Here is a 20,530-nt window from a genome sequence, read left to right as displayed (position 1 = left end):
GGCCGGGCCGCGGGTCAGGCGTCGACCAGCGGGGCGCGCGGGGAGCTGCGCAGCGGCGCGGAGAGTTCGGACAGTGCCTGCTCCAGGCCGTGCAGATGGGCGAGTGCGGGCTCCGCCGCCGAGGGCTGTGACACCGTGACGGCGGCGGTCGCCTGGCGGCGGGTGCTGCGCGGTGCGGTGAGGGCCTCGACGGCGGCCTCCACGCGCTGGCAGGCGGCGGTGAGCCGGGCGTCGTGGGAGGCCTCCGGGTCGGCGGCGATGGAGGCCAGCCCCCGGACCTCGCGGGCACAGTCGTCGAGCAGGGCGAGCACCTGGCGGGCCCGTGCCTTACGGGCGCGCAGCGGGCTGAGCGGGTGCACCAGGGGGGCGAGCGAGAGCCGCACCCGGTGCAGCAGGGGCGCCAGTTCGGCGACGTGCGGGGCGGGGTCGGCGGTCGGGGAGCCGGCGAGGCGGGCGGCGGCCTCGGCGGTGCACCGGTGGACGCAGCGCAGGGCGCGCTCGATCCAGGCGTCGGTGGTGGCGTGGGTGGTGACGGGCAGTACCAGGAGCACGGCCAGCGCCGCGCCGAGCGCTCCGACGCCGGTCTCGGCGAGGCGCAGCGCGAGCAGTGCGGGGTCGAGCACCCCCAGCAGCCCGTACAGCAGCCCGGCCATCAGCGTCACCGCGAGCATCATCCAGGTGTAGGAGACCGCGGCCGTGTAGAAGATCCCGAACACGCAGACCGCGACGAGGGCGACCGTGGGGACGAGCGCCCCGTGCAGCGGGACGGCGACGACCAGTCCGAGGGCGATGCCGAGCACCGTGCCGAGCGCCCGGCGGAAGCCCCGGACCAGGGTCTCGCCGCGTGAGGTGGTGTTCACGAAGATCCACCAGGTGGCGCCCACCGCCCAGTACCAGCGCTGCTCGGAGAGCAGTTGGCCGACGAGCAGGGCAAAGGCGCTGCCGGCGGTCGCCTGGATCGCCTGGCGGGTGGTCGCCCGGGCCAGCCCCCTGGCCGCCGGCGGCACGGGCACGGCCACCGGGGGCAGCCGGAGCTCGTAGCACCACACGGCGAAGCGGACGGTGGCGGCGGCGAGCAGCGCGAGGGCGACCGCGGTGTACAGCTCGGGCAGCTGCTCCGGCACGGTGTGCAGGAACTGCGTCGCGAAGAAGGTCATGAACGCGAACACGCCCAGGGCGTGGCCGCGCGGCCCCCAGCGGCGGGCGTAGACCCCGGCGCCCACGACGGCGACGAAGACCGCGTCCCGCCCCAGCGGGTGGTCGTGCAGCACCGCAGCGGCGGCGAGCACCGGGAAGCCGACGACGGGCAGCAGCACGGTGGTCACCAGCTGGCCGCGGACCGTGGCGTCGGTGACCGTGAAGAGGGCGAGCAGTGCGGCGAGTCCGCCGGTGATGGCCGCGACGAGCGAGTGGCCGGTGAGCGCACACACCGTGACCGCCAGGCCGATGCCGAGGACGGCCCGGGTGGCGCCGCGCAGCCGCAGCAGCCCCGGATCGGGGGCCACGAACACCCTCTTCAGCACAGCTTCCGTCCTCCCGGCACATCCGCATGAAAAAGGCGCCGCGGAATCCCGCAGCGCCATCGACGTGACCATCACAGCACCCCTGCGGCAGGTTGCTCAACAGAGGCCGGAAGTGCTGTGCCATTGGTACAGTCTTCTGGCCCCCTTGACCGCCGATAGGAGGCCAATGGGCGGGAACGTGACCGAGCGTGACCGCTCCCTTTCAGCCACCGTTTGGAGACCGACCCGTATGGCCGTGGACGCGCTGGACGCCAAGATCCTGCGACTGCTGCTGGAGCAGCCGCGCACCAGCGTCCGGGAGTACGCGCGCCTCCTCGGCGTCGCCCGGGGCACCGTGCAGGCCCGGCTCGACCGCCTCGAACGGGACGGCGTGATCACCGCGTACAGCCCGCGGCTGTCCCCCGCCGCGCTCGGCCACCCCGTGCTCGCCTTCGTCCATATCGAGGTCACGCAGGGGCACCTGGAGGAGGTCGCGGACGCGCTGGCGGAGGTGCCGCAGATCATCGAGGCGTTCTCGACGACCGGTGGCGGGGATCTGCTGACCCGGGTGGTGGCCCGGGACGCGGCACATCTGGAGGATGTGATCCAGCGGCTGATCAGCCTGCCGGGCGTGGTCCGGACCCGTACGGAGATGGCGCTGCGGGAGCGGGTGCCGCACCGGATGCTGCCGCTGGTCGAGGCGGTGGGCGGCGGCGGGTCGCAGTGAGCCGCCGCTTGGCATGCTGGTGGACATGAGCGCCTCCCCCGCCCCGCCCGCACCGGTGATCTTCGACCTCGACGGCACCCTGGTGGACAGCGAACCGAACTACTACGAGGCGGGGCGCCGGCTGCTGGCCGCCTATGGGGTGCCCGACTTCAGCTGGGAGCACCACACCCGCTTCATCGGCATCGGCACCCGCGAGACGCTGGAGGTGCTGCGCGCGGAGTTCGGTCTCGACGCCCCGGTCGAGGAGCTGCTGGCCGGCAAGAACCGCGCCTATCTGGAGCTGGCGCGGGCGCACACCGAGGTCTTCCCCGAGATGCGCGTCCTGGTGGAGCGGCTGTCGGCGGCCGGGCATCCGATGGCGGTGGCGTCCGGCTCGTCACGGGCCGCGATCGAGACGGTGCTGGCCGGTACCGGGCTCGACGCGCTGCTGAGGACGGTCGTGTCGGCCGAGGAGGTGGCGCACGGCAAGCCGGCGCCGGATGTGTTCCTGGAGGCAGCGCGGCGGCTCGGTGCCGTCCCCGCCGACTGCGTGGTGCTGGAGGACGCAGCGCCCGGGGCGCTCGCGGCGCACCGGGCGGGGATGCGGTGCATCGCCGTCCCGTATGTGGCCGCCACCGCCGACGACCCGGCGTTCGCGCGCGCCGGGCTGCTGTTCCGGGGCGGCCAGCGGGAGTTCACGGCACGGGCGGCGTACGACTGGCTCCGGCGCTGAGGAGGCGCGGCGGCCGGGGACCGGCCGGGCGCGGGGGATGACCGCCGTGCCCGCCGGGGGCCGGTGCACCTCACCGGTCGCCGACGGGCACCGCCTGCCCCGTAGGGCAGTCAACGGGAGACGGTCACTCCAGGCCGACGGACTTGCAGGCGCTGGTGAGGCCCTCGCAGAGCAGGTCGGTCCGCACGGCGCCGTCGCGCACCACGGTGTTCTTCATGTTCTTCTTGGTGACGATCTGTGCCTTGAACAGCTTGGCGGGGATACCGGACGTGCTCTTGCTGTCGGCGGTGGTCGTCGTCAGCGGCTTGATGCTCTTGCCGCGCAGCAGACGGAAGGCGATTTCGGCGGCGGTCTCGGCCTCCGGCCGGACTTCCTTGTAAATGGTGAAGGACTGGGTGCCGGCCACCAGGCGCTGCAGCGCGGGCAGTTCGGCGTCCTGGCCGCCGACCGGCACATTCCTGATTCCGGCCGACTTGAGCGCCTCGGCGATGCCGCCCGCCATCCCGTCATTGGCCGAGTAGACCGCGTCGAAGCCCTCCGCGCCCTCGGCGTTGATGAAGTCGGTCATCTCCTTCTTGGCCCGTGCCTCGGACCAGTCGGGGATGTCCTTCTCGAAGACGATCTTGTTCACCTTGCCGTCGAGGACGTCATGGGCGCCCTTCTTGTAGGCCGGTGCATTCGGGTCGGTCGGCGAGCCGTTCATCATGACGACGTCGGAGGTGGCCGCCCGGGAACCGAGGGCGGCGAGAATGCCCTGCGCCTGGAGCCGGCCGATCCGCTCGTTGTCGTAGGAGACATAGGCCGCGACATCGCCCTCGGCGAGCCGGTCGTACGCGATGACCTTGACGTCCTTCTTTGCGGCCGAGTCCACCCACTCCTTGGCCGCCGCGGCGTCGACCGGGTCCAGAATGATGACCTTGACGCCCTTCTTCACCAGGGCGTCGAACTGTCTCTTCTGAGCATCGACCTGCTGCTCGGCATTGTGGTAGTCGACCTTGCATTCGAGGCAGAGCGATGCAATACGCGACGAAATGATACGGCGGTCGAACTTCTCATAGCGGGCTGCCTTGCTCTCCGGGAGCAGCAGACCTATGGAGTCCTTGCCGGCGCCGGCCTCTTTCTGATCGCTGCCACAGCCCGCCAAGGGTGCTGCGAGCGAAAGTGCCACCGCGCCGGTGAGGGCACGCCGCATTATTGCATTCATCTTCCGGTACCTCCAAAGGGGCCGCCCTGACCTGACCGACCCAGAACGGCTGAAGTGAACGACACCTCCCGCCCCACCGTCAAGAATCAAAGCCACAACGATATGAAAGTGAGTTGTGAGTTGACCCTCTGAAGCACCGTCATCCGGCGGGCCTCCGACCAGTACCGAAAAGTTCAATTCGTTCCGTATCACTCCGGAAAGTTCCGTTTTCCGGCCGGTAACATAGCCCCGGAATCCGGGAGTGTAACGCAAGGTAACACCTCTGCCCGTCCCGTCGGCCGGCTCGTCAATCAGCCCGAATATGGCTGGAGTTGCACGGTCATCACGGACCGCCGCCTCACCGCCGAGCACGATCGGGCCTTTCCCCTCCGCCACCCATACGCGCAGCGCAGCAGGAATATAGGTGCTGGACGCAGCTTTCCGGAAGGGCGCCGGGCCGGTGTGACCCCGTTCGCCCCGGCCGGGACAGCCGATACGCCGACCGGCACCGCCCCGGCGGCCAACCCCCGCCACCCATTTCCGCTTCCGCGCCACCACCAATTCCGGTAGCAACAATGGAAATTCCCAGAGAATCTCTTTGGTTTGATTTTCCGCTGCAGATTCTCCGCGCGGGGCGGCCGCGAACGCGCACGGCGGCCGACGCGAACCGGCCGGCCACCCACCCGGCCGTCCGGCCGGTTCGGTGAGATCCTGGAGACCGGGCGACCCGCCGCTCCCCCGCGGCCGGCGGTGGTCTGCGGCCGGCGCCCGTATCACCTGTGCCGAACAAGGTGACGGACATGAGCACTGCGTGGCAGTACACCCCCATCTCCGCCGACGGCCGGCTGGGGCTCCCGGACCAGCACCCCGGCCGCAGCGATCCGGCCTACCGGCGCCGCCGTGACGCGCTGGCCGCGCGGGCCGAAGGACTTCGCGTGGGGGCGCCCTACCCGGCCGTGGCGTACACCGAGGACGAGCACCGCACCTGGCGGGCGGTACACCGGGCCCTCGCCCCGGCACACCGTGCCCATGCGTGCCGCGCGGTACTGGACGCCGGTGAGGACGCGGGAATCGGCGCCGACCGCATCCCCCAGCACACGGAGGTCAGCGCCGCCCTCACCGCCCGTACGGGATTCGCCTTCACCCTGGCCGGCGGAGTGGTGCCCAACGAGCGGTTCCTGGGCGCGATGGAGCACGGCTACTTCCACGCCGTGCAGTTCGTCCGCCACCCCGCGGTCCCGCTGTACGCGCCCGAACCCGATGTCCTGCACGACGTCTTCGGGCACGGCGTCCATCTGTCGAGCGTGCGCCTGGCCCGGCTCTACCGGCTCATCGGGCAGGCCGCCAACCGCACCGAGACCGACGAGGCCCTCGACATCCTCAGCCGGGTCTACTGGTTCACCCTCGAATACGGGCTGATCACCGAATCCGGCACACCCAAGGCCTTCGGCGCCGCCCTCCTGTCTTCCTACGGCGAGATCGGCGCCCACGACCGGCGGACGATCCGCCCCCTGGACCCGCGCGCCGCGGCCGCCACTCCGTACTGCATCTCCGGTTACCAGCCCGTCCTCTACACCGCGCGCTCCCTGGAGCATCTCGAAGACGTCCTCGGCGCGTTCTGTGCGGACTTCGACGACGAGAGCGCACGCCGGCTGCGCGTCCCGGCGCTCTCCCGGGACCGGGCGTAGGGCCGGCCGACCGGCACCGCCCGGGTCAGCCGACCCAGCCGGCCGTGAGGCCGAGCACCGCCGAGCCGTCCAGGTCGGTGAGCTTGATGCCGGTGAACTGCCGCGCCCAGTCCGAGGTCTGGAGGCGGAACGCGGGCCGGTCCGCGGTGAGCGCCTCCAGCACCGTCCCGGCGGCCTCGGCGGGGGTCTGCGCGCCGTTGAGGAACTGCGCGACGGTGCGGTCCAGGTACGCCTGGAGCGTGTCCGCGTACGGGCCCGCGGCGGCCACCTCGGCCGACAGATCGGCCCCGATGTTGTTGACGAACTCGGTCGCCACGGCGCCGGGCTCGACCACGGACACGGACACACCGAGCCGGGCCGCCACCGGCGCCAGGCTCTCCATGTACCCCTCGACGGCGAACTTGGCCGCGCAGTACGCCTCGTTGAAGGGCTGGCCGACGACCCCGCCGACGCTGGTGACGGTGATCAGGCGGCCGCCGGTGGCCCGCAGGTGCGGCAGTGCCGCCTTCGAGACATGGAGCACTCCGAAGAAGTTCACCTCCATCACCGCGCGCACCTCGGCCACGCTCTCGTTCTCCAGGGTGCCGAGGTGTCCGGCACCGGCGTTGTTGATCACGGCGTCGAGGCGGCCGTAATCGGCGATCACCCCGTCGACCGCGGCGGCGACGGAGCCCTCGTCGGTGACGTCCAGCTGCCGGACGTCCAGCTCCACCCCCGCTTCCCCGGCCGCCTCGCGCAGCGCGCCGGCGCGGCCGGTGTCGCGCAGCGTCGCCACCACCCGCCAGCCGGCCTGTGCGGCGGCAACCGCGGCGGCCAGGCCGATGCCGGAGGACGTGCCGGTGATCAGAACAACCTTGGACGAGGGGGAGGACATGGCGAGCCTTTCGGTCGTACGGAGAACACTTAGGTGCGTGTACACACACCATAAGCATTGTGTGCGCACACACGCAACCGGTAGCCTTGCCGCATGGCGAAAAGGAAGCTCACCCAGGCCGAGATGTCCGTGGCCGATCACGCCTTCTACGGGCTGGTCTGGGCCGGAACCGTCCTCACCGAACGCGTGGACCGCGCCCTGAGCAAGGCCCACGACCTGCCGGTCTCCTGGTTCGAGGTGATGCTCTGGCTCGCCTCCAGCCCGGAACCGGTACCGGCCTCGGTGCTCGGCAACAGCACCATGCTCAGCCGCAGCCAGGTCTCCCGCGTCGTGGACGCCCTCCAGAGCCGCGGACTCGTCACCCGCACCCCCTCGGCCCGCGACGCCCGCTCCGTCGAGGTCTCCCTCACCCCGGAAGGCCGTCAACTCTTCGAAGAGGCCGACGCCACCCGCCGCACCTGCCTGGCCCCGGTGTTCACCGACCTCCTCGACCAGGACGACCTCGAAGCACTGAGCACGGTGTGGCGGAAGCTCAAGGCCAATAAGGAGGGGTGAGAGGGCGGAGAGCCGGGGCGTCGGACGATCCGCCCCTGGAGGCGGGGTTTTCTGACCCGCCGCCCCTCAATGCCCGATCTCAATGCCCGATCGTCCGGGCGATGTCCAGGGTGAGGCGTTGCCAGGGGTCGCGGGGGTCGCGGTCGGTGAGGTCGGTGATGCGGCGGAGGCGGTAGCGGAGGGACTGGGGGTGGAGGCCGAGTCTGCGGGCGGCGGCGTTGGCGGAGCCGGTGTCGAGGTAGGCGGTGAGGGCCGCCATGAGGTGATCGTGGCCGGGCCGGGCGAGGGGGCCGAGGATCAGGCGGCTGAGGTGTTCGGGGGTGGCGGCGGGACGGCCACCGAGGAGGGCGAGCACCTGGGCGTCCCCGTCCGTGAGGACCCGCGTGGGGTGGTGGGCGTGGGCGGGCGCCGTGTCGAGGGCGTCGGCCGCGAGGCGGTAGGCGACGGCGATCCGGTCGAGGCTCTCCTCCGAGATCGCGCAACCGCGCAGGCCCCGCTCGCGCAGGGCCTGCGGTGCCCGGCCGGCGGCCGCGGCGGGCAGCAGCAGGACGAGCCGCGAGCCGCGGACCGTCGCGGGTCCCGGCTCTCCAGGAGCGGTGACCGCGGCGAGGAGGGCGCGGGCGGCTTCCTGGGTCGGGGCGGGGCCGGGCCGGTCGATGGGTTCGGCGACCAACAGGCAGTAGGGGTCGGGGAGTTGGATGTCCAGGCGGGCGGCGCGGTCGGTCAGGGCGCCGAGGGAGGCGTGGCGGCCGGTGATCAGGTCGTCGAGGAGCAGCCGCAGGGCGCGGTCGCGGTCGCCGGCCAGGTCCTCGCTGGTGGCGGTGTAGGCGGTGGCCATCTCCTCGGCGAGGGTGTCGAGGGTGGTCAGCGCCATGCGGGTGAGGGCGAAGGCGTCCGCCGCTCCCAGCGGGGGCCCGGCGGCCGCGATCTCGTCGGTCAGGGTGGTCGCCGCGACCCGGTAGGCCCGCAGCACCGCCTGCACCGGGCGCCCGTCCGCGGCCCGCGCCGCCGCGATCCCGCGGAACCGCCGGAGGTCGGCGGGGGTGAGCGCACCGTCGGTGGCCCAGAGGTGGAGCAGCCGGTCCAGCGCCCAGGCGGCGATGGCCCGTACCTCGTGGAGCCGGCTCCCGTCGAGCACGGCGTAGGCCGGTACCTGCTCGCGTACGGCGGTGACGATCGCCGGCACGACCCGTGGGTCGGCGGTCAGCTGCTGCCGGACGCGTTCCCGTTCCTCTGTCACAGGGTGATGATTCCACCCGTGTGTTGTGCGCAGGACGGTGGACGGGTCTTGTCACCGTCGCCAGGATCGCGGGGGACACGCGGTCGCGGCGACGAGAGGCGGAGCGGACGGATGGCGAAGCACTGGGCGGATTTCCAGTACGAGATCTATCTCCACGGCATGACGGGCGCCGTACCGCGGCTGCCGACCGATCTGAGCCGGCTGGAGCGGCTCGCCGAGCAGCGGCTCGGGCCCGGCCCGGTCGGCTATGTGGCGGGCAGCGCGGGCACCGGCAGCACCGCTGACGCCAACCGGGCCGCGCTGGACCGCCGGCGGATCGTCCCGCGGATGCTCCGCGATGTGCACGAGCGCGATCTGTCCGTGGAGTTGTGGGGCCGGGCGCTGCCCGCGCCGCTCGCGCTGGCGCCGGTCGGGGTGCTGTCGATCATGCACCCGGACGCCGAGTCCGCCGCCGCCCGGGCCGCCACGGCCCAGGGCGTGCCGTACATCCTGTCCTCCGCCTCCAGCACGCCCATGGAGCAGGTCGCCGAGGCGATGGGTGACGGGGAGCGGTGGTTCCAGCTGTACTGGGCGAAGGACCGAGAGGTCACCCGGAGTTTCCTGAACCGGGCGAAGGCGGCCGGCTACACCGCCCTGTTCGTCACGCTCGACACCCCGCTGCTCGCCTGGCGGCCGCGCGATCTCGACCAGGCCTATCTGCCGTTCCTGCACGGTGTGGGCACCGCCAACTACTTCACCGACCCCGCGTTCCGGGCCGGGCTCGCCAAGCCGGTGCACGAGGACCCGAACGCGGCGGTCATGCACTTCGTGGGGATGTTCGCCGACCCCGCCAAGACCTGGCCCGATCTGGCGTTCCTGCGGGAGAACTGGGACGGGCCGATCGTGCTCAAGGGCATCCTGCACCCGGACGACGCGCTGCGGGCCGCCGAGGCCGGTGTGGACGGGGTGGTCGTCTCCAACCACGGTGGCCGTCAGGTGGCGGGCTCCGTCGCCGCCGCCGACGCGCTGCCCCGAGTCGCCGAGGCGGCCGGCGACCGGCTCACCATCCTCTTCGACAGTGGTATCCGCACCGGCGACGACATCGTCAAGGCGCTCGCCCTGGGCGCGAAGTCGGTGCTGGTGGGGCGGCCCTACGCCTACGGTCTCGGCCTCGACGGCCAGGCGGGCGTCGAGCATGTGGTGCGCTGTCTGCTCGCCGAGTTCGACCTCACCCTCGCACTGTCCGGGCACTCCCGCCCCGCCACCCTGACCGCCGACGACCTGATCGAGGAGTCCGTATGACCACCGCGCCGCACTCGGAGCCGGCCCCGGAGCCGCAGGACGTGAAGAACGTGCTCGCCGTCGTCTCGCCGCATGTGGGCGGCCGGGCCGCCGGGGCCGCGCTGTCCGGCCTGTTCCCCGGCCGCGCCCGGGTCACGGTCGTCGAATCGGCCGACGAGGACCCGGCGGCGCTGCGCGAGGCGCAGCTCCTGATCACCGGGCTGAGTCCGGTCACCGCCGGGCATCTCGCCGCCGCACCGCGGCTGGAACTCGTCCAGTGCGCCAGTCACGGCTTCGACTACGTCGACCTGGCAGCGGCCCGCGAGCGGGGCATCCCGGTCTGCAACATCGGCTCCAGCGGCGCGGAGAAGCAGAACGTGGCGGAGCAGACCTTCGCCCTGATGCTCGCGCTCGCCAAGCAGCTGGTCCCGGCGCACACCGCTCTCGTCCAGGCGGACTGGGCGCTGCCGCGGCTCCAGCAGTCCCTGACCGAACTCTCCGGCAAGACCCTCGGCATCGTCGGTCTCGGCCACATCGGTGAGGAAGTCGCCCGCCGTGCCGTCGCGTTCGACATGACCGTCGTCTACACGGGGCCGAGGGCCGCCGCGCCGGAGGTCGAGGCCCGTCTCGGCGGCGCCCGGTACCTGGGCCTCGAAGACCTGCTGCGCACCTCCGACTACGTCACCCTGCACGCCCCGCTCACCGGGCAAACCCGCGGTCTCCTCGGCGCGGAGCGCCTCGCCCTCCTCAGGCCCACCGCGTTCGTCATCAACACCGCACGGGGCGCCCTCATCGACCAGGACGCCCTCGCGGACGCGCTGGAGGCGGGCACGCTCGCCGGGGCGGGCCTCGACGTCTTCGAGCCCGAGCCGCCCACGGCGGCGCTGCGTCTGCTGAGGGCCCCGAACGTGGTCCTCTCCCCGCATGTCGGAGGCGTCACCCGCGAGACCCTGGTCCGTATCGCCCTGGCAGCCGTGCAGAACGTCATCGACCATCTGGAGGGCAAGCCGCTGCGGGACCTGGTGTCGTAGCGGCACCTGGCGGGGCGCCGGGGCGTGCTCCTTCCTGAATTTCAGCCATTGTCGGGTGCCGGTCAGCGGGCCCGTACGCCTGTGCGGCGCGGTGCGGTGGCGCGTTCCTGGCGCGCCACCGCCATTTCTCGACACTTCCGACGGCCGCCCCCTCGGCAACAGGGGTAGCGTCCGCCCGGCATCGGCTCCGGCACCGGCACCGGAGTGCCGGAGAGGCTTCACCAGGAAAGGCTGCGCACGCTCGTGGAACCCCGTGGACGCACCCGTTGGGCGATCGGCGGACTGCTCGCCGGCGGCATCGTCGTCAACTTCCTTGACCGTACGGCCATCTCGGTGGCCGGCTCCTCGATCGCCGACGAGTTCGGTATGGACCTCCAGCAACTCGGGGTGGTGCTCTCGGCGTTCACCTGGTCGTACTGCCTGGTGCAGTTGCCCGCCGGCCTGCTGGTGGACAGGTTCGGGGTCTCGCGGCTGACGCGGATCGCGTCCGCATTATGGGCCGTGGCCGGCCTGCTGACCGCGGTGGCCGGCGGTGTCGGCCCCATCATCCTGGCGCGGCTGCTGCTCGGGGTGGCCGAGGGGCCGTCGATGGTCGGCGCCTCCAAGGCGACCGCGGCGTGGTTCCCGGTCAGTGAGCGCGGGATGGCGACGGCCCTGTTCGACGGCGCCACCAAGCTCGCCAACATGGTGGCGTTCCCGGTGCTGGCGTTCGTGATGAGCGAGTGGGGCTGGCGGGCCGGGTTCCTGTTCAGCGCGGCGCTCAGCCTGCTGTTCACCGCCGTGTGGTGGTGGGGCTACCGGGACCCGTCCACGTACGGCTCGCTGCGGCCGGCGGAGCGGGAGTTCATCCTCCGGGGCGGGGCACGGGACGCCGACCGGGGCGGGCTGCGGGAGTTCCGCGCCGCGCTGCGCTCCGGTCAGGTCTGGCTCGTGGCCTGCGGCTTCGCCTGCTACGGCTACACCATCAACATCGTGCTGACCTGGATGCCCGAGTTCCTCCAGCGGGAGTTCCACGTACGGCTGCTGCAGTCCGGCTTCTACGCGATGGTCCCGTGGGCGGTGGCGACGGTCGCCGAACTCACCGTCGGGGGCTGGCTGGTGGACCGGCTGATCCGCCGGGGCCGCGACCCGTGGGTGGTCCGCAGGACCGTGCTGACCTGCGGTCTGGCGCTGGGCGGCACGATCGGCGCCGCGGGGAGCGCCGGTTCGCCGGCCGTCGCGGTCTGCTGGATGTCGGTCTCCCTGGCGGGCCTGGCCATCGCCGCGCCGGTCGCCTGGGGGCTGCCCGGACTGCTCGCACCGCCGGGAACGGTGGGGGCGGTCAGCGGGCTGATGAACTTCCTCAACACGGCGGCCACCGCGGGCGGGGTGCTGCTCACCGGCTGGCTGGCGCAGGTGAGCGGCTCGTTCGAGGCGCCGTTCCTGTTCGCGGTGGCCGTGCTGGCGGTCGGGGTCGCGCTCTACTGGCGGGCGCTGCGCCCGGCAGCCGTACGGGAACCGGCCGCGGCCCGGGAACTGGACCGGGTATGAGGGCCTCGGACGGTGCCGCTCGCCGCCCTCGCCGGGTACGTGCACATCGTGCGCAGCAGCTGTGTCAGTCGTCACAGATTTGCCGCTCCACCCCAGGGAATCCCTACCCTTGCTGGGCAGTCGTCGGCAGGGGGGCGTGGGAAGCGGCTATGCACATCACCGGCCCCCTTCCCCTCCGGTCCGGTCCGGCTCCGCGGCGCCTCCGGCGGTCACCGGGAGCGTTCCGACCCGCCCGGCAGACCGCTCCGCCCGTTCCCTCCGTGTCGAGTGCCGCCGCGGCGGAGGTTCTCCGCCGATGAACGACACATCCGTCTTAGCGACCTGTCTGGCGCGGCTGTCCTGGCCGCCGGAGCGGCTGGCCCGGGAGATCAACAGGCGGTGCGGCAACGGCACCATCAGCAGCAAGGCGCCGTACAACTGGCTGAAGGGCGCATGCCCGCGGCGCCGGCTGCCGCACATCGTCGCCACGATCCTGTCCGACAAGCTCGGCGAGCCGATCGCGGTCGAGGCGCTGTGGCCCGAGCACTTCCCGTCCGCGGCCCCGCAGTGCCGGCGCATCCCCGCCCAGCGGCGCCGCGCGGCGCCCGGACGGCGGCCGGCCGGCCAGGAACCGCTGACCGCGGCGGTGGACTGGCTGGTGGCCGACGAGGCGCTGCCGCCGCCCTCGCGGCTGCGGGGCGACGAGATCCCCGCGGTCGCGATCGAGGTGCTGGCCGCGAGAATCCAGCAGCTGCGCCGGCTGGACGACAGCGGCAGCAGCGGGCTCGTCCTGGAGTGGGCGCTGCAGGACCTCCAGTGGGCGGAGAAGCTGGCCGCCCAGTACTCCTACGACGCCCCGACCGGGCGGCAACTGCACCGCATCATCGCCGAACTCGGCCAACTGACCGCATGGTTGACGGCCGATCAGGGCATGGACGAGCTGAGCAGCTCCCGCTTCCTGGCCGCGCTGGGCGCCGCCCGGGCGGCCGGCGACCGGCCGCTCGCCGCGTACATCATCTCCTGTATGAGCTACCGGGCCGGGTGGGCCGGACGGACGGACGAGGCGCTGCGGCTGATCCGGATCGCCCGTAAGGGGTCGGCGCACGAGGACATGGGCATCGGCCAGGCGCTGCTGGCCACCCGCGAGGCCAGGGCGCACGCCGGTCTCGGCGACGAGGCGGCCTGTCAGCGGGCCCTGGACGACGCCGCCGAGCTGAGCCGGACGGGCGGCCCCTCGGCCGAGCCGCCCTGGGCGTACTGGCTCACCCCCGCCGTCATGGTGGCCGATGCCGGCCGGGCCTGGCTGGAGTTGGGGCGTCCGGACCGGGCGGAGGGGCATCTCACCCGCGGGATCGAGCTGTTGCGGGGCGGCCAGCCGCGCAATCTGCTGCTGCACAGCGCCTCGCTGGCCGAGGCGCGGCTGGCGTGCCGGGAACTCGACGGTGCCGCGGAGGCCGCCACGGACGCGCTGTCCCTGGCCGAAAACGTCAGCTCACAGCGCGCCCATGCACGGCTGACCGCGCTGCGGCGGCGGTTCGTGCGGTACGACGCCGCGGTAGCGCGCGACATCGTGCAACGGGCCGATGATCTGCTGGCCGTGGACCCGGCGCGGGCGGCGGGCTGAGGGCGTGGCCGCCAAGTTCCGTTGCCCACAGGGCCGTTCCGCGACCGTCCGCGCGACGGCCGCGTCCGCCGCCCGTGCGGTGGCGCGCGCCTGCGTCCCGCCCGTCACACACTGAGGGTGGGCCCCTCCCCCGCGCGCCCCAGGACACGACCCCCGACATGGAACGGCATCCAGGAGAACAGGAACCTATGCGAGTCACTCATGAGGTACCGCTTGCCCCGATGACGACGCTGGGCCTCGGCGGCCCGGCGGCGGTCCTCTGCGAGCTGTTCGACCCCGCGGACTTCCCCGAGTTCGTCGCGCTGGCCGACGCCTCCCCCGGCCGCCCGGTCTGTCTCGGCGAGGGCAGCAACGTGGTGGTCGGCGACGCCGGATGCCCGGGCGCCGTGCTGCGGATGAGCACCAAGGGCCTTCGGATCACCGGCGGCACCACCGACGGCCGGGTGCTGGTCGAGGTCCAGGCCGGTCACCTCCTCGGCGACCTGGTCGACACCACCATCGCCGAGGGCCTCACGGGCATGGAGATGCTGGTGGGCATCCCCGGGACCACGGGCGCCACACCGGTCCAGAACGTCGGCGCCTACGGCCAGGAGACCGCCGACTGTCTGGTCGAAGTGACGGCGTGGGACTGGGAATTGCGCCGCAGGGTCACCCTGGACGCCGCGGCCTGCGGGCTGGGCCACCGCACCAGCGTCTTCAAGCGCTCCCGCCGGTGGACCCTGCTGTCCCTGGTCTTCGCGCTGCGCCGGTCCGAACTGAGCGCCCCGGTCACCTACCGTACGGTCGCCGCCGCGCTCGATGTCCCGGTCGGGAGCAGGGTGCCCCTGGACGAGGCGGCCCAGGCGGTGCTCGCCGTGCGGCGGAGCAAGGGCATGGTGCTGGGCTGCGCGGGCGCCGATGACCGGTCGGTCGGCAGTGTGTTCCTCAGCCCCGAGATCACCCCGGCGCAGGCCGACGGCCTGCGAGCACGCAGTGCGCCGGTGAACCGCTTCCCCGACGGCTCGACCCGGGTCAGTGCGAGCTGGCTCATCCGGCAGGCCGGTTTCGAGCTGAACACCCCGGTCGGTACGGGCGTACGCGTTTCCTCGCGGCACTACACCCTGGTCGCGGACGAGGGGGCGACCGCCACCGGCTTCACCCGGGCGGTCGAGCGCGTACAGCAGGAGGTGCTGTGCCGTACGGGGGTCCGGCTGACCTCCGAGCTCGATTTCCTCTGAGTTCGGCTTCCGCTGAACGCGACTTTCTCTGAACGCGACTTCCTCTGAGGTGGCGCACGGCCGCACGGGGCGGCGAGGCAGGGCGCAACGTAACACAGGCCCGCAGCAGGGGAGTTGCTCCTCAGCCAAAGATCGAACGTGCTTGACCCCGGTCCGCGGCCTTGGATGGAATACGTCGGCGGTTGCGCAATATCGCCGCAACAACCGGAAATACTCCGGAATTGAATCATCTTGCTTGGAGGGGATTATGGAGAACGTCGCCATCAGCGTGGACGAATTCGACCTCGACCTGGACATGGACCTCATGGAGCCGGCCGAGACCGCCGTGAAGGCGCAGGACCCGCAGCTCATGACGCAGGTCTGCTCGCCCACCACCTGGCCTTGCTGAGACACGGTGCGGGGTGCTGCGGGAGGTCGTCCCGCAGCACCCCGCACCCATGTCGGGCGAGGCGGTGGCAGGGGAACGGGGCGGGGCGGACGTGAGCGGTGCGGGTGAGGTGGCCTTCGAGTGCGGGACGGTGGCCCTGGTACGGGCCGCGGCACTCCCCCTGCCCCCGGACGAGCCTCCGGCCGGGCAGCCCGGCGAGGCCCCGTCCGAGGAGGAGCGGCTGCGCCGGCACATCACCCGGCTCGCCGCCGACCCGCGGCTCATGGAAGCGGTCGGCCTGGCCGGCCCGAGCCTGGCCCCCGAGGTGGACCGGGTCGTCGCCGGGGAACGGCTGCGGCTCAAGTCGCTGCGCCGGATCGCGCTGTCGCTGACGAAGTACCACTCACGGATGTCCCACCGCCCCACTCCGTTCGGCCTGTTCGCGGGGGTCGGAATCGCGGGGTTCGGAGCGGCGCCCGCGGGAGAGGCGGCCGGCGGCGGGCGCAGCGTGACCCGGCCGGACGCGGCCTGGCTGGACGACGTGCTGGAGACGCTGCGCGAGGCCCCCGCCGTACTGGCGCGTGCGCGACTCACGGCCAACAACCTGCACACCGTCCGGGACGGCCGTCTGGTGCTGGTCGACCACCATGACCGCACCGGGAAACGGCAGGTGACGGGGTCGGTGCGGCACACCCGGGTGGTCCGGCACCTCCTGGCGGCCGCGGCGCGCCCCACCCCCTTTACCCGGCTGGTCGAGGAGGCCGGGCGACAGTTCCCCCAGGCCCCCGACGGGGCGGTCGAGGCGGCCGTCGGGCAGCTCGTGCGCGGCCACTTCCTGCTGACCGACCTGACGCCGCCACCCGACTGCACCGCACCCCTCGACCACGTACGGGACCGGCTGCACGGGATCGACCATCCGGTGGCTCGTGAACTGTGCGCGATACACGGGGAGTTGCGTTCTCTGGACGCCGAGCCGCCGGGTGCGCGGCGGCCCCGGGCGGCCGCGGTCTCCGCACGGATGCGGGCGCTGCGGCCGGCGTCCGACGTCCTCCAGACGGACCTGTCCCTGGACATTCGGCTGACCCTGCCGCGGGACGTGGCCCGGGAGGTGGCGCAGGCGGCGACGGTGCTGTGGCGGACCTCCCCCGTCCAGCGCGGCACTCCGCAGCTGCGCGGCTACCACCTGGCCTTCCTCGAACGGTACGGCACCGACCGGCCGGTCCCGGTCCTGGAACTGCTCGACGAGGCGCGGGGGTTGGGGCTGCCCCGCGCCTACCGGCAGCCCGCCGCCGAGCCCGCCCCCGTGTCCGGGGCGCGCGACCGGGTCCTCGGCGAGCTGCTGATGGACGCGGCCCGCCGGGGAACACCGGAAGTGGTGCTCCACGAGGAGACCGTCCGCGCGCTGGAACCCGCGGAGCGCGGGCCGGCCCCGCCGAGCATGGAGCTGGTGGCCGAGCTGGTGGCACCGGACCGGGACGCCCTGTGCGACGGGGACTTCCGTCTGGTGCTCGCACCGCAGGCGGTGTCGCCGCTGGCCGGGGCGATGTTCAGCCGGTTCGCGCCGGTGCTCGGCCGGTCCGTTGCGCAGCTCCGGGACCTGGCCCGGCACGCGGAGCGCGGCGCCCCGGACGACGAGATCCCGGCCTGTGTCGCCTACCGGCCCCGGGTGGCGCGTGCGGCCAATGTGTCCGCCGTACCGCAGTGGCTCTCGCACCGCATCCCGCTGGGTGTCGGGCCCGCCGCGGCGGAGACGGCGCACGACCTGCGGTTGGAGAACCTGGCGGTGCGGGCGGACCCGGACCACCTCCGGCTCGTCGACACCACGACCGGCCGCGGGGTGCGGCCGCTCTCGTACTCGATGCTCTACCCGGGCAACGGTCATCTGCCGTACGTGGCACGGTTCCTGCTGGAACTCGGGCAGGAGGGCCGGTCCTTCTGTGCGCCGTGGAGCTGGGGAAGCTGGCAGGCGGCTCCCGCGCTGCCGCGGGTGCGGTACGGCCGGACCGTGCTGTCCCCGGCGCGCTGGCTGCCGGACCGGGCCCTGCGCGCCGCGGCCGGCCTGGGGGACGAGGAGTGGCGGACGGCGGTCGGGCGGTGGCGGCGGCGCTGGGACGTCCCCCGGCGGGTGCTGCTCGCCAAGGCCGACCACCGCATCGCGGCCGACCTCGACGACCCGTGGCAGCTGGCCGTCTTCCGTGACGAGGTGCGGCGGGCGGCCGGGCTGACCGTGGTGGAGCAGGTCGGCGGCCGGGCCGGACGGCAGTGGTTCAGGGGTCCCGAGGGGCCGCACGCCGCCGGATTCGTCTTCCCCGTCCTCGCCCGCCCCACGGGCCGCGGCACCGCGCACCGCACCCGGCGGGACGTCCCCGGGACGGCACCGGTCCCGCTCCCGACGGCGGGCCCGGACGGCGACGACGGCCCCGGCACCCGCGGCCATCTGCCCGGTGGCGAGTGGCTCTACGCGAAGCTCTATGTGCCGACGGCCCGCCAGGCGGAGGTGCTGACCCGGCACCTCGGGGCGCTGACCGATCCCGGGCTGCTGCACAGGGCGGGCGTCGACCGCTGGTTCTTCCTCCGGTACGAGGACCCCGCACCGCACCTCCGGCTGCGCTTCCACGGCACGCCGGAGTCCCTGTGGCCGGTGCTGCTGCCCGCACTCCACTCCTGGGCACGGGCGCGTACGGAGGCGGGGCTCCTCGGGAAGGTGGTCCTGGACACCTACGAGCCCGAGGTCGAAAGGTACGGCGGACCGACCGCCCTCGGGCACGCCGAGCGGGTCTTCCAGGCCGACAGCGAGTCCGTCGTCAGGCTGCTGGCCATGGCCCCCGACCAACTGGGCGATCCTTCGTCGGCGGCCGCGCTGGGCATCCTCGACATCCTCACCCGTCTCGGCTCCCCGGAGGAGGCGCTCGACCGGCTCAGTGGCCCGTCGGTGCTGGAGCGCCGGGGAGAGGTCCCGCGGGCCCGGAAGCAGGAGATCGCGGCGCTGCTGGACGCGCGGGGCCGGCCCCGCCCACCGGCCGCGGCGGACGGCCGGGGCGTGGGGTGGGGCGAGGGGTGGAGCAGCCGCGGCCCGGCGCTGGCCGGCCTGCGCGAGGCGCTGTCCGCCGCCGGGACGGACCCCGGCCGGACGGCGCGGATCGCCCTGAGTCTGGCCCATATGCACTGCAACCGGCTGCTCGGCCCGCGGCGCGAACAGGAACTGACGGCGCAGGTGACGGCCCGTGAGGCGCTGGCGCTGTGGCTGAGGAGGCGGAACACCGGATGACCGCACCCCTCGCGCTGTGCGACGCGGCGTCGGACCTCGCCCTCCGTGTCGCCGGTCTGCTGAGTTCGCCCGAGCAGGTGGCGGGCACCACCCGTGCGGCCTTCGCCGCGCTGCCGCCGGAACTGCCGCTGCCCGCCTGGCAGCCCGCGTCGCTGCTGCTGGGGCACCCCGGTATCGCGCTGCTGCACATCAGGTGCGCCCGGAGCGACGCACGGCACGCGGCGCTCGGGCACGCCCACCTCGCCGCCGCCGTCGCCGCGATCACCGAAGCGGGCCCGGCCGCGGTCGGTGACCTGCTGCTGCCCGCCCGGCTGCACGCCGAGGCACACGGCGGATACGCCCGGCTGCTGGCCCGCTGCGCCGAGGTCCACGCCGGATACGTCCGGGCCCGCGTCGCCCGGCTGGTGACGCGGCAGCGGGAGCACGGGCCGGGGCTGGCGGCCGACGACTACGACGCGGTCTCGGGCCTCGCGGGCCAGGGCCGCGCCCTGCTGTCGGCGGCCGCCCACGGCGACGAGCGGTGCGCACGGGCGCTCGGCGACGTCCTCTCCTTTCTGGTCGGGATGACCCGTCCCGTACGGTCCCCCATGGCGGACGACGGCCTCCAGGTGCCGGGGTGGTGGTGCGCCCCCGACCGGTATCCCGTCCCGCGTGACCGCACGGAGTTCCCGGAGGGCGACCTCAACGTCGGTGCCGCCCATGGGATTTGCGGCCCCCTCGCCCTGCTGTCCCTGGCGTACCGCGCGGGACACCGGGTGCCCGGCATGCCGGACGCCCTCCGCCGTATGGCCGACTGGGTGGTGCGCGTGGGCCACACCGACGGCCTGGGCATGCGGTGGCCCGGGCGCGTCCCGCATCCGGAGCCGGCGGGTTCCCGGCCGGAGGCGTCGGCGTCCCGGCCGGAGGCGGGGGCGCGGAGCCGCCCGGGGTGGTGTTACGGGACCGCCGGGATCGCCTGGTCCCTGCATCTGGCCGGGCGGGCGCTGGGTGACGACCGGCTGACGGCAGTGGCCGAGGACGCGGTCAGAGGTCTGGTGCGCCGCCCGTACGACGCCGCCGTGGCCGCGGACCCGGGCTTCTGCCACGGCCGGGCGGGCGTCCTGCACACCGTGAGCCGGATGGCCGCCGCCACGGGGCGCATCGAGTGGTGGGCGACGGCGGACGCTCTCGCCCGGGAGCTCGTGGCGGAGTGCGACACCCGAACTCCCTTCGGCTACCGCCAGGTTGTGCCGCCCGCCGACCCGTCCGCGTCCGCACCGCACCGGGTGCACCACCCCGGGCTGCTGGACGGCGCCGCCGGAATCGCCCTCGTCCTGGCCGACTACGCGGACGCCCGCCGGGGAGCCGCCCCGCAGGAGGGGAGCGGCTGGGACGCGGCCTTCCTCATGAGCTGACCGCGGTGGGGCGGTGCCCGCACCCCGCCCCGGTCAGAAGCGTCCCGCCGTCGGGCGGATCTCGAAGCCCGTCAGCCCCTCCGGCTCCTCCTCCCGCACGGACACGGCGTCGACGGTGGCCGACGGCGGCCCCGTGTGCGCCCAGTCCACCAGCTGCCGCACCCGCTCGGGCTCCCCCTCGAACACGGCCTCCACCGTCCCGTCCGGCAGGTTCCGCACCCAGCCGGCCACCCCGGACGCCTCGGCCGTGCGCCGGCAGGTGTCGCGGAAGAACACGCCCTGCACCTCTCCGGAGACCACCACCCGTCTGCGGATCATCCGTGCCTCACCTCGTCACCTCGTCAGCTCGCCCCTCGATGGCTCCCCGCCGTACGAGCGC

At 73.4% G+C, this 20,530-nt stretch carries 17 protein-coding genes; 12 read left to right on the top strand and 5 right to left on the bottom strand.

The features are described from left to right. Window positions 1-14 precede the first annotated feature (14 nt). On the bottom strand, window positions 15-1,523 hold the full coding sequence (locus ACGFN2_RS02110) for an FUSC family protein (protein ID WP_393356818.1): 1,509 nt from the start codon (window positions 1,521-1,523) through the stop codon (window positions 15-17). A 229-nt stretch (window positions 1,524-1,752) separates the two neighbouring features. On the opposite strand from ACGFN2_RS02110, the gene ACGFN2_RS02105 reads away from it, so the two are divergent. Beyond that, a complete protein-coding gene (locus ACGFN2_RS02105) occupies window positions 1,753-2,229 on the top strand; it encodes an Lrp/AsnC family transcriptional regulator (protein WP_393356816.1) in 477 nt (158 codons plus the stop codon). A gap of 25 nt (window positions 2,230-2,254) precedes the next feature. After that, window positions 2,255-2,941, top strand: a complete 687-nt coding sequence (locus tag ACGFN2_RS02100) for an HAD-IA family hydrolase (RefSeq protein ID WP_362601794.1) — start codon at window positions 2,255-2,257, stop codon at window positions 2,939-2,941. A gap of 124 nt (window positions 2,942-3,065) precedes the next feature. On the opposite strand, the gene ACGFN2_RS02095 is transcribed toward ACGFN2_RS02100, so the two are convergent. Beyond that, a complete protein-coding gene (locus tag ACGFN2_RS02095) occupies window positions 3,066-4,145 on the bottom strand; it encodes a sugar ABC transporter substrate-binding protein (RefSeq protein ID WP_393356814.1) in 1,080 nt (359 codons plus the stop codon). Between the two features lie 779 nt (window positions 4,146-4,924). Here ACGFN2_RS02095 and ACGFN2_RS02090 point away from each other — a divergent pair. Beyond that, window positions 4,925-5,812 carry a phenylalanine 4-monooxygenase gene (locus ACGFN2_RS02090; RefSeq protein ID WP_393356812.1) on the top strand — a complete coding sequence of 296 codons (888 nt, stop codon included), beginning with the start codon at window positions 4,925-4,927 and terminating at the stop codon, window positions 5,810-5,812. 25 nt (window positions 5,813-5,837) lie between these two features. Here ACGFN2_RS02090 and ACGFN2_RS02085 read toward each other — a convergent pair whose 3' ends face one another. Next, entirely contained in the window at window positions 5,838-6,686 is an 849-nt protein-coding gene (locus ACGFN2_RS02085; protein ID WP_393356810.1) for an SDR family oxidoreductase, read from the bottom strand. Window positions 6,687-6,779: 93 nt separating this feature from the next. Here ACGFN2_RS02085 and ACGFN2_RS02080 point away from each other — a divergent pair, with 93 nt between their 5' ends. Further along, window positions 6,780-7,241, top strand: a complete 462-nt coding sequence (locus ACGFN2_RS02080) for a MarR family transcriptional regulator (RefSeq protein ID WP_362601783.1) — start codon at window positions 6,780-6,782, stop codon at window positions 7,239-7,241. A gap of 79 nt (window positions 7,242-7,320) precedes the next feature. On the opposite strand, the gene ACGFN2_RS02075 is transcribed toward ACGFN2_RS02080, so the two are convergent. Next, a complete protein-coding gene (locus ACGFN2_RS02075) occupies window positions 7,321-8,481 on the bottom strand; it encodes a PucR family transcriptional regulator (RefSeq protein WP_393356807.1) in 1,161 nt (386 codons plus the stop codon). Between the two features lie 111 nt (window positions 8,482-8,592). On the opposite strand from ACGFN2_RS02075, the gene ACGFN2_RS02070 reads away from it, so the two are divergent. The 8 genes from ACGFN2_RS02070 (at window position 8,593) to ACGFN2_RS02035 (ending at window position 20,151) form a co-directional block, all read left to right on the top strand. Next, window positions 8,593-9,762, top strand: a complete 1,170-nt coding sequence (locus ACGFN2_RS02070; RefSeq protein ID WP_393356805.1) for a lactate 2-monooxygenase — start codon at window positions 8,593-8,595, stop codon at window positions 9,760-9,762. Then, a complete protein-coding gene (locus ACGFN2_RS02065) occupies window positions 9,759-10,772 on the top strand; it encodes a 2-hydroxyacid dehydrogenase (RefSeq protein WP_393356803.1) in 1,014 nt (337 codons plus the stop codon). The genes ACGFN2_RS02070 and ACGFN2_RS02065 overlap by 4 nt, the downstream gene beginning before the upstream one ends. A 243-nt stretch (window positions 10,773-11,015) precedes the next feature. After that, window positions 11,016-12,302 carry an MFS transporter gene (locus tag ACGFN2_RS02060; RefSeq protein WP_393356801.1) on the top strand — a complete coding sequence of 429 codons (1,287 nt, stop codon included), beginning with the start codon at window positions 11,016-11,018 and terminating at the stop codon, window positions 12,300-12,302. A gap of 295 nt (window positions 12,303-12,597) precedes the next feature. Continuing rightward, entirely contained in the window at window positions 12,598-13,905 is a 1,308-nt protein-coding gene (locus ACGFN2_RS02055) for a hypothetical protein (RefSeq protein ID WP_393356799.1), read from the top strand. Window positions 13,906-14,093: 188 nt separating this feature from the next. Continuing rightward, window positions 14,094-15,122, top strand: coding sequence for a UDP-N-acetylmuramate dehydrogenase (locus tag ACGFN2_RS02050; protein ID WP_393356797.1), 1,029 nt, complete (start codon window positions 14,094-14,096; stop codon window positions 15,120-15,122). 247 nt (window positions 15,123-15,369) lie between these two features. After that, window positions 15,370-15,510 carry a hypothetical protein gene (locus ACGFN2_RS02045; RefSeq protein WP_362601760.1) on the top strand — a complete coding sequence of 47 codons (141 nt, stop codon included), beginning with the start codon at window positions 15,370-15,372 and terminating at the stop codon, window positions 15,508-15,510. Window positions 15,511-15,559: 49 nt separating this feature from the next. Beyond that, on the top strand, window positions 15,560-18,757 hold the full coding sequence (locus ACGFN2_RS02040; protein ID WP_393356794.1) for a lantibiotic dehydratase: 3,198 nt from the start codon (window positions 15,560-15,562) through the stop codon (window positions 18,755-18,757). Beyond that, a complete protein-coding gene (locus ACGFN2_RS02035; protein ID WP_393356792.1) occupies window positions 18,754-20,151 on the top strand; it encodes a lanthionine synthetase C family protein in 1,398 nt (465 codons plus the stop codon). Before ACGFN2_RS02040 ends, ACGFN2_RS02035 begins: the two co-directional genes overlap by 4 nt. A gap of 33 nt (window positions 20,152-20,184) precedes the next feature. Here ACGFN2_RS02035 and ACGFN2_RS02030 read toward each other — a convergent pair whose 3' ends face one another. Next, window positions 20,185-20,469 carry an acylphosphatase gene (locus ACGFN2_RS02030; RefSeq protein WP_393356790.1) on the bottom strand — a complete coding sequence of 95 codons (285 nt, stop codon included), beginning with the start codon at window positions 20,467-20,469 and terminating at the stop codon, window positions 20,185-20,187. Window positions 20,470-20,530 lie beyond the last annotated feature (61 nt).

It is taken from the genome of Streptomyces sp. NPDC048612 (assembly GCF_043199295.1).
Lineage (GTDB): Bacteria > Actinomycetota > Actinomycetes > Streptomycetales > Streptomycetaceae > Streptomyces.
Note: the sequence above shows the minus strand (reverse complement) of the source record. Positions and strands in the feature narration are given on the sequence as shown.